The 11,596-nt window shown below is 68.2% G+C and carries 12 protein-coding genes; 3 read left to right on the top strand and 9 right to left on the bottom strand.

The annotated features are described in order from the left end of the window. Positions 1-3,225, top strand: a complete 3,225-nt coding sequence (locus AC1RN5_RS21790; RefSeq protein ID WP_493043897.1) for an efflux RND transporter permease subunit — start codon at positions 1-3, stop codon at positions 3,223-3,225. Between the two features lie 242 nt (positions 3,226-3,467). Here AC1RN5_RS21790 and AC1RN5_RS21785 read toward each other — a convergent pair whose 3' ends face one another. Next, positions 3,468-3,734: a metal-sensing transcriptional repressor gene (locus AC1RN5_RS21785; protein WP_493043895.1), complete on the bottom strand. Its 267-nt coding sequence runs from the start codon at positions 3,732-3,734 to the stop codon at positions 3,468-3,470. A gap of 32 nt (positions 3,735-3,766) precedes the next feature. Next, the gene (locus tag AC1RN5_RS21780; RefSeq protein ID WP_493043893.1) at positions 3,767-4,939 is read right to left on the bottom strand and encodes a nickel/cobalt efflux transporter; all 1,173 of its coding nucleotides are present in this window, start codon (positions 4,937-4,939) and stop codon (positions 3,767-3,769) included. Positions 4,940-5,253: 314 nt separating this feature from the next. On the opposite strand from AC1RN5_RS21780, the gene AC1RN5_RS21775 reads away from it, so the two are divergent. Next, entirely contained in the window at positions 5,254-6,189 is a 936-nt protein-coding gene (locus AC1RN5_RS21775; RefSeq protein WP_493044098.1) for a TonB-dependent receptor domain-containing protein, read from the top strand. Positions 6,190-6,235: 46 nt separating this feature from the next. Continuing rightward, positions 6,236-6,673, top strand: a complete 438-nt coding sequence (locus AC1RN5_RS21770; protein ID WP_493043891.1) for an energy transducer TonB — start codon at positions 6,236-6,238, stop codon at positions 6,671-6,673. Positions 6,674-6,817: 144 nt separating this feature from the next. Here AC1RN5_RS21770 and AC1RN5_RS21765 read toward each other — a convergent pair whose 3' ends face one another. The 7 genes from AC1RN5_RS21765 to trbK-alt all read right to left on the bottom strand — a co-directional run bounded on the left by AC1RN5_RS21765 (position 6,818) and on the right by trbK-alt (position 11,562). Further along, positions 6,818-7,027 carry a hypothetical protein gene (locus tag AC1RN5_RS21765; protein ID WP_493043889.1) on the bottom strand — a complete coding sequence of 70 codons (210 nt, stop codon included), beginning with the start codon at positions 7,025-7,027 and terminating at the stop codon, positions 6,818-6,820. A gap of 135 nt (positions 7,028-7,162) precedes the next feature. Continuing rightward, positions 7,163-7,384 carry a DUF2274 domain-containing protein gene (locus AC1RN5_RS21760; RefSeq protein ID WP_493043888.1) on the bottom strand — a complete coding sequence of 74 codons (222 nt, stop codon included), beginning with the start codon at positions 7,382-7,384 and terminating at the stop codon, positions 7,163-7,165. A gap of 6 nt (positions 7,385-7,390) precedes the next feature. Then, positions 7,391-8,548, bottom strand: coding sequence for a TraB/TrbI/VirB10 family type IV secretion system protein (locus AC1RN5_RS21755; protein WP_493043886.1), 1,158 nt, complete (start codon positions 8,546-8,548; stop codon positions 7,391-7,393). Then, a complete protein-coding gene (gene trbG / locus AC1RN5_RS21750; protein WP_493043884.1) occupies positions 8,545-9,294 on the bottom strand; it encodes a P-type conjugative transfer protein TrbG in 750 nt (249 codons plus the stop codon). Before trbG ends, AC1RN5_RS21755 begins: the two co-directional genes overlap by 4 nt. 224 nt (positions 9,295-9,518) lie before the next feature. Then, positions 9,519-10,205 (bottom strand): conjugal transfer protein TrbF, encoded by a 687-nt coding sequence (gene trbF / locus AC1RN5_RS21745; RefSeq protein ID WP_493043882.1) that lies wholly within the window; start codon positions 10,203-10,205, stop codon positions 9,519-9,521. Then, positions 10,202-11,368 carry a P-type conjugative transfer protein TrbL gene (gene trbL / locus AC1RN5_RS21740; RefSeq protein ID WP_493043880.1) on the bottom strand — a complete coding sequence of 389 codons (1,167 nt, stop codon included), beginning with the start codon at positions 11,366-11,368 and terminating at the stop codon, positions 10,202-10,204. Before trbL ends, trbF begins: the two co-directional genes overlap by 4 nt. After that, the gene (trbK-alt, locus tag AC1RN5_RS21735; protein WP_493043878.1) at positions 11,365-11,562 is read right to left on the bottom strand and encodes a putative entry exclusion protein TrbK-alt; all 198 of its coding nucleotides are present in this window, start codon (positions 11,560-11,562) and stop codon (positions 11,365-11,367) included. Before trbK-alt ends, trbL begins: the two co-directional genes overlap by 4 nt. Between the last annotated feature and the right edge of the window lie 34 nt (positions 11,563-11,596).

Raw genomic sequence — 11,596 nt, 5'->3', positions numbered from 1 at the left:
ATGATTTCGCGCATTCTCCAGCTCTCCGTCCGCGGCCGATGGGTCGTGGCCTTCCTGGCGCTGATTATTGTCGTGATCGGCGGCTGGCAGATCACCAAGCTGCCCATCGACGCGGTCCCGGACGTCACCAACCGCCAGGTGCAGATCAACACCTTCGTCCCCACCCTCGGGCCGGTGGATCTCGAGCGCCAGGTCACCTTCCCGGTGGAGACCGCCCTGGCCGGCATCCCAGGCCTTGAACTGACCCGCTCCCTGACCCGCAACGGCTTTTCCCAAGTGACGGCGGTCTTCAAGGATTCCACCGACATCTATTTCGCCCGCCAGCAGGTCACCGAGCGCCTGGCCCAGGGCAAGGATAGCCTGCCGCCCGGCGTGCAGCCGCAGCTTGCGCCGCTGACCACCGGTCTCGGCGAGATCTTCATGTTCAGCGTCGAATACGCCCACCCCGATGGCCGCGGCGCCAAGCGCGCGGATGGCCAGCCGGGCTGGCAGTCCGACGGGTCCTACCTCACCCCGGAGGGCGAGCGACTGACCACCCCCCTGGCCAAGGCCGCCTACCTGCGCACGATCCAGGACTGGGTCATCCGACCCCAACTGCGCAACGTCCAGGGCGTCGCCGGCGTGGACAGCAACGGCGGCTACGTCAAACAGTACGTGGTCGAGCCCGACCTGACCCGGATGGCCGCCTATGGCGTGTCCTTCACCGAACTCTCCGAAGCTCTGGAGGCGGCAAATCTCTCGGCCGGGTCCAACTATGTGCAACGGGCCGGCGAGAGTTTCCTGGTGCGAGCTGATGCGCGCCTGAAATCGATGGACGACATCACCCAGGCGGTGATCGCCACCCGGGGCGGGGTCGCGGTTCGGGTTCGCGATGTGGCCGAAGTCGTGATCGGCGGCGCGGTGCGCACCGGCGCGGGCAGCAAGTCCGGGTCCGAGGCGGTGATCTCCACCGTCCTGATGCTGACGGGCGCCAACAGCCGTATCGTCGCCACCGAGGTCGGCGACAAGCTCAAGGCCATCAACAGGTCCCTGCCCCCCGACATCACCGCCCAGCCGGCCTATGACCGCTCCAAGCTGGTGATGGCGACCATCGAGACCGTCGCCAAGAACCTGACCGAAGGCGCGTTGCTGGTCATCGTCGTGCTCTTCCTGCTGCTCGGCAACATCCGCGCGGCCCTGATCACGGCGGCGGTCATTCCCCTGACCATGCTGATGACCGCCACCGGCATGAACGCCCTGCACGTCTCGGGCAACCTGATGAGCCTGGGCGCGCTGGACTTCGGCCTGATCGTCGACGGGGCGGTGATCATCGTCGAGAACGCCCTGCGACGCCTGGCCGAACGCCAGCATCGCGAAGGCCGGCTACTGACCCTCACCGAACGGCTCGGCGAGACCACCGAGGCGGCCCGCGAGATGATCAAGCCCACAGTCTACGGCCAGGCGATCATCTTCCTGGTGTTCGCGCCGCTGCTGACCTTTCAGGGGGTCGAGGGTAAGACCTTCGCGCCGATGGCCATCACCCTGATGCTCGCCCTGGCCTTCGCCTTCGTGCTGTCGCTGACCTTCGTCCCGGCCATGATCGCCCTGCTGATGCGCGGCAAGGTGAGCGAGACCGAGGTCAAGCCCATCCGCTGGTTCAAGGCCCGCTATCAGCCGGCCCTGCGCAAGGTGGTGGCCAAGCCCGTCCCTGTGGTGGCGGTCGGCGTCGGGGTCTTCGCCCTGGCGGGCGTCCTGTTCACCACCCTGGGCTCGGAGTTCATGCCGCAGCTCGACGAGAAAGACATCACCGTCACGGCCTTCCGCATTCCTTCGACCTCGGTGGAGACCTCCAAGGACATGCAGCTGCAGATCGAACGTGAACTCTCCAAATTGCCCGAGGTGGCCTTGGTGTTCTCTAAGACCGGAAACGCCGACCTGGGCACCGACCCCATGCCCCCCAACGCCTCGGACACCTACGTCATCCCCAAACCCCAGAAGGACTGGCCGAAGGACGTGAAGACCAAGGCCGATCTCCTGGCCCGCATTGAGGCCAGGACCAAGGGGCTGGTGGGCAATCGCTACGAAATCCAGATGCCGATCCAGATGCGGTTCAACGAACTGATCGCCGGCGTGCGCAGCGATGTCGCCGTCAAGCTCTACGGCGACGACCTGGAGGTGATGAGCGCCACGGCCCAGAAGCTGGCCGCCACCTTGCGCGCCATACCGGGCGCAGCCGACGTCACGGCCGAACAGACTTCGGGCGCGCCCACCTTCGATGTCCAGATCGACCGCGAAGCCGTGGGCCGCTACGGCCTGACGGTGCAGGAGGTGGCCGACATCGTCTCGGCGGCCCTGGGCGGCCGTCAGGCCGGCATGCTGTTCGAGGGAGACCGGCGCTTCGCGGTCGTCGTGCGCCTGCCCGACGCCCAGCGCGACGATGTCGAGATGCTGGGCGCCATTCCCGTCATGCTGCCAGGGGGCGCCGGCTCCATCCCGCTCAAGGAGGTGGTGCGCTTCAGCTACACCGACGGCCTCAACCAGATCAGTCGGGAGAACGGCAAGCGGATGGTCATCGTCCAGGCCAATGTCCGCGGTCGGGATCTGGGCGGCTTCATCGATGAGGCCAGAGGCAAGATCGACGAGGTGAAGCTGCCGGCGGGTTCCTTCATCGACTGGGGCGGTCAGTTCGAGAACCTCCAGTCGGCCAAGGCCCGCCTGGGCCTGGTGGTCCCGATCTGCTTCGTGCTGATCTTCGCCCTGCTCTACATGGCCCTCGGCGGTGTGGGGCCCGCGGTCGTGGTGTTCTCGGCGGTGCCGTTGGCCCTGGCTGGGGGCGTCTTCGCCCTGTTCCTGCGGCAGATCCCGTTCTCGATCACCGCCGCGGTCGGCTTCATCGCGCTCTCCGGCGTGGCGGTGCTGAACGGCCTGGTGATGATGAGCGCCATCCGCCGGCGGATCGACGACGGTTTGTCCGTCGACGACGCCATCGTCGATGGGGCGATGGAGCGGCTGCGGCCGGTCCTGATGACGGCGCTGGTGGCGTCGTTGGGCTTCGTCCCCATGGCCCTGGCGACCGGCACGGGCGCGGAGGTTCAGCGGCCTCTGGCCACGGTGGTCATCGGGGGCCTGATCACCTCCACCGCGCTGACCCTGCTGGTGCTGCCGGCGCTCTGTCGCCTGGTTTTCCGGACGCGATCCGAACGCTTCACGCCAGACGCCGAACTCAGTCCGACGCCCGCGGACTGACACTCAGAGTCACCGTCGGCGCCCCAGGGCGTCGGCGGTGACGTGCGAGGCTCCAACGATCCGGTTCGGCCTATCGGCCATGGCGCGATGGAGGTCCTGGCCAAGCCCGGAGAACTCCCCGTGAGGGACCAGAAAGACCTCCACCCATCATGATGTGGATGATGCCCATTGGCGTGGGATTGGTTTGGCCGCGACCTTGCGTTCCTGTGGGCGCCCCGATTCCGGGCGCCGACCAAACCCTTCTAGAGAAACTTGGCGAGGTCGCTGAGCTTGGCGAGCTTCGCCCGCGTCTCGGCGGGCAGAGGGCCGACGATTTCTTCCAGGTGGTGCTCGATATGATCGCGGATCAGCACCCCCTTGGCGTTCTCCAGGGCGCCGATCACCGCCTGCATCTGCTGGGCGATCTCCATGCCGTCGCGATTGGCCTCGATCATGCCGACGATGGTGCCCAGGTGCCCATGGGCGCGGCGTAGCCGATTCAGCAGCTGCTTGTCCGTGACGTGGCTCACCTGGAAACTCCTTCAACCCCGCGCAAACTAGGTCACCGCGGCAGCGCCAGCCAGCCGTTCACCCCGATATAGAGTCCAATCAGCAGGATCACCGCCCCGGAGACGAACGGCGCCTTGCGGACGATCTCGCCGAATCCGGTCCAGCGCTTGGAGACGTGTTTGACGCTGAGGGCGGCGATCACGCCGGACGCCACCATGGTCAGGGCCAGACCGATGCTGAAGCACAATACCAGCACCGCCCCCAGCGTGATCTGCTTGAGCTGCAGGCAGAGCAACAGCACGGTGATCGCGCCGGGACAGGGGATCAGCCCGCCGGTCAGGCCGAAGATGACGATCTGCCCCGTTGTGACCTTGCGGTCGGAAAACCGCCGGCGGATGTCGTTGGCGTGGGCCAGTTCGTGGGCGTCCTGGTAGCCGGCCGCCACCTCCAACCCACGCAGTTCCTCGTGCAGGTGATCGTGCGCCCCATGGGCGTACTCGACGAAGGCGACGTCGTAGTGATGGCCGTGATCGCCATGCGACAGGGTCAGCCGCGCGGCGAATTCATGCGGCTCGGGGATTTCCTCGACCGACTCCAGATAGCCGTCCCGATCCACGAAGGCGAACGCCTGCCGGGTCCCGTCCGGTCGCTCGGTCTCAAGCCGGACCTGGGACGCGCGCCAGCCGTGGCCGCTCTCGGCCCGCAGGCGGAAGCGGGGCGGAACCCCGTCCTCGAACACCTCCAGGCGCAGAACCCCGTGGCCGGTGTCGATCCTCGGCGCGCCGCCTGGCGCGTGGCCACCCTGCCCGTGATCGTGGCCGGGTCCGTGGTCATGGCCATGATCGTGGCCGTGATCATGCTCGGCGACCGCAGCCAGGCCCTGTTCGCGCCGTGTCCGCCAAAGCATCCAAAGCGCCATGCCCACAATGACCACCCCGGAGGCGAGCTGGAAGTAGGGTTCCAGGGTCGCGCTGTCGACGCCGCGCCAAAGGTACATCCCGCCCAGCGCGATCACCCAGACGATCAGCGTATGGGACAGCGTCGCGCAGAGCCCCAGCAGCACCGCCTGGCGGACCGTGCCGCGCACTGCGATGATGAAGGCGGCCATCATGGTCTTGGAATGACCCGGCTCCAGCCCGTGAAGGGCGCCCAGCACGATGGCGCTGGGGATGAACAGCCACGCGTGGGCGGTTCCCTGGGCGAGAAGGTCGGTGAAGGAGGTCATCGGGCGGACTCAGACTTGCGGTGGTGGCGAGACCTTACCTATCCTCCTGGATAGGTTGCTGGCAAGAACCTCCGGACCGTGACTCCTCCCCCCAGCGTGGGGTACGCCTCGCCAGCCTTCTCGCGCAGCAGGAACCCGGCGCGGTTAAACGCACGCTCGCTCCCCGCCGCGACCCTCAGCGGATGGCCGACCCGGCGATGAGACCGGTTCCGCCGCCAATCCCACGGCGCCCCGGGAACGGTAGAGGCCGCCGCAGCCCGCGAATGAACAGCCCATAGACCGCCGACGACAACCTCGATCTCACCGCCAAGGCCATCTGGCGGCTGAGCGACGCCACGAGCATCGAGGTCGGCTATGCCCGCAAGACCCGCAGCCCGACGCTCTACGAGCGCTACGCCTGGGGGCTGGGAGCGATGTCGAGCGCCATGACCTCCTTCGCCGGCGACGCAAACTCCTATGTGGGAGATCCCGACCTGAAGCCCGAGGTGGCCCACAACCTGGCCGCCACGTTGAAGTTCGCCAGCGCGGATGGACGGCGCGGCCTGACCGTCAGCGCCTATCGCTCCCAGGTCGGGGAGTTCATCGACGCGGTGAAATTGGCCGATCTGGCCAACGGCTTCGTGCGCCTGAGGTTCGCCAATGTGGACGCCCGCCTGCACGGCTTCGACGCCAGCGGCCACGCCCAGGTCTGGGAGAGCCCAACCTTTGGCCGAGGCTCCCTGACCGGGACTCTGTCTTGGGTCGAGGGCGAGAACCGCGATAGCGGCGACACCCTCTACCACATGACCCCCCTGACCCTGCGTCTGGGCCTGGAACAGGCCAAGGGCCGCTGGACCCACCACGCCGAGGTGGAACTGGTGGGCGAGAAGGACGCGGTCAACGCCCTGCTCAACCTCCGTTCCGGCTGGAAGGGCGAGCGGGTGCGGGTGAACCTGGCCGCGGTGAACCTGTTCGACACCGCCCACGACCTGCCTCTGGGCGGGGTGTCGTTCGGCGCCTCCAAGGCCGGCGGGAGCGTTCCGCCGATCCGGCCGCTGCGAGGTCCCGGGCGGTCGATCAACCTCAGCCTCCCTACGCATTCTGAGCATGGGGCGACAGCCCATCGATCTAGGGTCGGCGATGGCGATCGGCGTTTCGATCGCCATCCACGCCGTGGCAGCCTGGGGGCTGATCTCCCTCAGGCCGGCGGTGGAGCTTGCGCCGCAACAGGCCATGAGCGTTCAACTCGTGGCGACGCCGCCGCGATTTGAACCGGCTCCGGTCTTACGGGCGCCCGCCCTATTGGAGCCACGCGCTATGACCGAGTCGGCGGCTGAGCCCTCCCCGCCCGCGCCGGCGGAAACGCCGGCGCTTGAGGCAGTACCGGCCACGGCGCCGCCAGCCCAGAGTCCGTCCCGCCGATCGCCCGCAAGCGCTTCGGCTCCCGAGGCCGTCGTCAGGACGGCGGAGGCGGAGCTCGCCGACTATCGGCAGCGCGTGTGGGCGCATTTGGCGGCGCGTGCGCCATCCGCGCGCGCCGAGTCCGGCACGACGACAGTCATGTTCGGGCTCGACGAAAGCGGAGCGATCCTCTTCGTCCGGCTGGTGCGATCCAGCGGTCGTCCGGCGTTCGACCGTGCTTGTCTAGCCGCGGTTCGCGCCGCCGCCGCCCTGCCGCCGCCGCCCACCGGAACCGCGGGCGCCGATCTGGTGTTCACGATCCCGATCAAGGCCGCGGATTCGTTCTCACCCTGACAGACTAGTCGGTACGGCCGGCCATGAGGTCGTCGGTCGGAGTTGTGTCCTCAGGCTTCCCCGGTCAGCACCCTCATGACGGGACGGCGTGGACATAGCGCTTGCGAGGCGCCCTTGGCTGTCGGGTCCAGTGGCCCTATCGACTTAGCCTTCAGTGAACCGCGGCAACTCGACCTGCTCGTGAACCGCGGCCTTCATCCGCGCCGCCACGGCGTCCAAGTCCTCTTTTAACAACCTGATTTGCGCGTCGATCTCCTCATCGGAGAGGCAGGCGCTAGAGATCGGCTCACCGCGCACGACGACACGGATCCCGCTGATGTCGAGATCGAAGTCGAAAACCCTCAATGTGCTCATGCGGCTCCCCATCTCGCTTGTCGCCCGGAATATGGTGCACAATCACCTCACGCGAGGCGTTCGCCAAGGCCGCCACAACGCCGACCCAGGACCTTGAGGCCCCGGGCGATCGTCTGACCTCAACCGTGCGAGCGATCAACTGCCCGCGCGCCTCAGTTTTGCGAAGGCGCGGTCCGCCCCCATGAACCGCGAAAGCATGGGCGGGATCAACTTCGCGGGTTCCACGACGCGTCCCCCGCCCTGCCCCAACGCCTCGCCATAGGCGACAAGATCGCGATGGACGGCGGCGGGAAGTTCCACGGTCAGCTTGACCGGCGTGTCATCGAGGATGCTGGCGAGTTTGAGCTTTTCGGTCATGGGGCCTCAGGGGTGATAGGGTTGTAGGACGAGGTCGCGGGTCACCATCACGCGGGCCGGCGCCCCGGGCCGGATCGAAAGTGTCGGCGCCACACCGAGTCCCCGGCCTACGGCCTGCTGGCCGACCTGGTTCAGGGTTCCGGCCGCGCCCATCCGCAAGGCCTGGACGATCTTACTCTCGTCGTCGCCCCCCCCCAGCTCGGCCCCGACGCCGAGCAAGGTCGAGAGCGCCGCCATGCCGAAGAGGCCAGACCAGTGGCGATCCACCCGATCCTGCAGCCCGGCATAGCCCTCGATGTCGCCCGCCGGCAGTTTCTCCAGCACCAGCGACCGACCGTCCGGAAGGATGAGCCGTGTCCACGCCACGAGAACGCGGCTCTGACCAAAGGCGATCCGGTTTTCGCAGAGCCCGATCAGGCGGGCGCCCTGGGGGATCAGCAGGAATCGTCCGGTGGGACTGTCGTACACGTTCTGGGTCACCTGCCCGATGATCTGCCCTGGAAGATCCGACCGGATTCCCGTGATCAGCGCCGCGGGGATCACCGCGCCCGCCTGGACCACATAGGGCGAAGCGGGCGGCGTCAGCCGGTCGGGGCTGGTGGTGCGCTGATCGACGGGACCATCGAGAACGCCCGTCGCGGCCGCGGGGCCCGGAACGAGACTTGCCGGGCCGCCCGCGCCAAGTGCGAGGGGCTGGTCAACGACACTCGGTCTGGCATCGCTTGCAAACAGCCGACTGGTGCGCGCGGCGTCCCGTTCCTGCGTCAACCGCTCGCGGCCCCGTTGAGCCGCCGCATCGGCCGGCGTTGCAGGCGTGGCCGGCGCAGGATGGGTGGAGCCAATGGTGGGCGCCGGGACGCCCGAAGCCTGGATCGGGCCGCCGAGGTCGCCGGGAAGCGGCGGACCCAGGCGGGGCGGCGCTCCATAGTCCTTGGGCAGGGTCCGCACCTGTTCGGGCGGCCCGCCCCCGACATTGTAGAGTTCGGCTTGCGGCTTCGTGGCCCTGTGCGAGGTCATGGCGTAGGCCACGGCCCCACCGATTGCGATAGCCGCTACCGATCCCAGGCCGACCAGCACCTTTCGCGAAAGGCGCACGACGGGCGGCCGCCTTGAGCGCAGCCGTAGATCCGCGGGGATTTCCCGTTCCGCCATCGGCTCACTCATCGCGGGCCCTCCGACCGTCGAATGATGCGGACGCGCTGCTGGCCCCGGCGATCTCCAAGGCGGAGCTCGGCCCTCTCGAAGAGGCGATCCACGATCATGCGCTGGCCGTGGACGCGATAGTTCACGATCTCCAGGGCGTGGCCGGAGGACCCCACCAGCAGCGGCGGCATGTCCCCTTGGGCGACCGAGGCCGGAAACTCGATGAAGGTCTGCCGGCCGTCGTCATAGACCCGGACCGGCCGCCAGCTCGCGTGGCCCACAATCTGGTAGCCGAAGTACAGGGCGCCGGAGGCTGGAGCCTGAGTGGCCTCGGCTTCGGCCTGGGCCAGTCGCTTGGCCTCCGCGGCCCGCGCCTCGTCCGCAGGATAGCGCCAAGAGACCGCCGCCATATAGGTGCTCGCGTTGGCGCGAAGCTCCAAATGATAGGTTCGCCGATCGGTGTTGATCACCAGGTTGGTCCGCAGGTCCGACCGGGTGGGCTTCACGAGGATATGGGTCCGCCGCTCGGCGCCGGCGCCGCTCTCGGTGTCGCCGATGACCCAACGGGTGGTGTCTCCCGCGGCGACCGGCCCGACGCCGGCGAGCCTCTCTTCCGGCTGCAGGACGATGTCGGTCACCCGGCCGGGCGCGGCATAGACCTGATAGAGCGCGCCTTCGGCGAACACATAGATTTGCGCGGCGTTCGAATAGGCCCCGGGGCCGGGCTGCACCCGCGCCGCGGCGTTGGCCCTGGCGACCAGGGTCAAGAGATCCTCGGCAGGCGTGACCGACGACGACCCCCGAACGCTGTGGCGAGGTTCAGGAGGATTTGGCGCCGGCGTCGAGGCTAGGATCCGTGGCGCGACGACGGCAGGCCGGGGTTCAACCACGGCGACAGGCTCAGGCGGCGCGATGGCCAAAATGGGTGCGGGCTGGGACGCGCAACCCGCCAGGGCGAGCCAGGCCGTGCGCGTGAGGATCAAGCTGCGCATCAGCCGAGTTCCTTCGACCAGTTCAGCGCGTGGACGAAGACGCCCAGCGGGTTCTTCCGAAGCTGCTCGGCGGTTCGCGGCGGCTGGATCACGACGCCGATGATCGCCGTCCAACGCTCGGTGGCCGCAAGGGCCCCGTCGACATAGCGGCGCTCGACCCAAGCCACCCGGAAACTCGACGGCGAGGCGCGGATCACGCTGGACACGTCCACGGCGACCTGGGTCGCGCCGACCTTGGCGAAGGGATCGTCGGACCGGGCATAGGCGCTGAGCGCTAGGGCCCCCTGGTCAGTGGTGTAGTCGTAGGCGCGCAGCCAGTTCTGCCGCACCACCACGGGATCGGCCGAGATCGACCGGACCTCCTCGATGAACCGGGCGAGATGCCAGGCGATCTGCGGGTCGGTCGGCTTGTAGCCCGCCACCGCCGGTGCGACGACCTGGGGTTCGCCGAGACGGTCTACCTCAACCACCCACGGCGTCACGCTGCCGTGCGCACCCTGCCAGACCAGTGCGGCGGCAAGCCCACCTGAGAGGAGGATGCTGGCAAAGGCCATGAGCCGCCAGTTGCGCGCCTGGATCCGGGCCGACCCGATCCGGTCGTCCCAGGCATGGGCGGCCCTCTGGTAGGGGGTTTCCAGTTCCGGGGTCTCACCATAGCGGACGCCGGGGCGACGGAAGGCGTTCATGAGCGATCCTCCGCAAGAGAGACAGATGCACCGCCGCCGCCATGGTCGCCGGACCGCACGGCGTGGGCGGCGGCGGTCGCACCGTGGACGGCGGCCTGGCGGTGTTGCAGGCGCTTGGCCCAGGCCGGGGCGCCAGATCCGCCGCCCGGAGGCGATGACCCGCCGCCGCCCGGACCCGCTGGTTTCGGGCCCTGACCGCCGTCGCCGGAGCCGCTCGGCCCGGAACGACCGCCCCCGGCCGCGGAGATGGCTTGTCGAACCCCACCGACCGCCGCGCCCATCATGCCCCGGGCGCCCATGGCGGCGGCGACACCTAGCCCACCTGCCGCCAGACCGGTGCTGACGGCCGCGCCAGCGCCGAGCTGTGGCGCCCCGGAGACCAGGCCGCTGGCGATGGAGGGCCCGAAGATGCCCAGGCCCAGGAGACACAGGGCCGCCAAGGCCAGGGCCAGCACCTCCTCGATGGACGGCGATCGCCCGCCGAAATCCTGCACGAACTCGCTGAACAGGGTCGAGCCGATGCCGACGATCACCGCCAGGACCAGGACCTTCACGCCGGAGGCCACGACATTGCCCAGCACGCGCTCGGCGAGGAAGGCCGTGCGGCCGAACAGACCGAAGGGGACGAGGACGAAGCCGGCCAGGGTGGTGAGCTTGAACTCGATCAGGGTCACGAAGAGCTGCACAGCCAGGACAAAGAAGGCCACCAACACCACCAGCCAGGCGATCATCAGGACGATGATTTGAGGAAAGCGCTCGAAGACGCCCGGAAAGCCCGACATCTGCATGGCGGCCTCCAGGATCGGCGCCCCGGCATCGATGCCGGCCTGGCCGAGCTTGCCAGGATGCAGGAAGTCGGACGCCGACATGGCGCCACCGGTAGCCTTCAGGCCGAGACCGGAAAAGGACTCGAAGACCACCCGAGCCAGACCGTTGAAGTTCGACAGCAGGAACGCGAAGAAGCCCACATAGAGCGTCTTCTTGATCAGCCGCGCGATGATGTCGTCGCCCGACGACCAGGACCAGAACAGCGCCGCCAAGGTGACATCGATGGCGACCAGCGTGCTCGCCAGGAAGCCGACCTCACCGCCCAGCAGGCCGAAGCCCCCGTCGATATAGCGGGTGAATATCTCCAGGAAACGATCGACGACGCCGGTGTTCATCGCCGCAGATCCTTGTCACGGCCCATGAAGTGATCGTCGTTGGCCCGCCAAGCGGCGATGCAGGCCCGGTCTCTGTAGACCTCCAGCCCCAGGTGGCGGCAGCGATCCAGTTCTCGCGCCAGAGCCTTGCCTTTGAGGACCGCCTGCCTTGGCGGATCCATGGGCCCCCGCTGGCAGGCGCTGATGAGGAGCATGATCGTCAGGGGCGACAGAAGCCGCGTTAGGGAC

It is taken from the genome of Phenylobacterium sp. GW821-FHT12F10, assembly GCF_058806695.1.
Note: the sequence above shows the minus strand (reverse complement) of the source record. Positions and strands in the feature narration are given on the sequence as shown.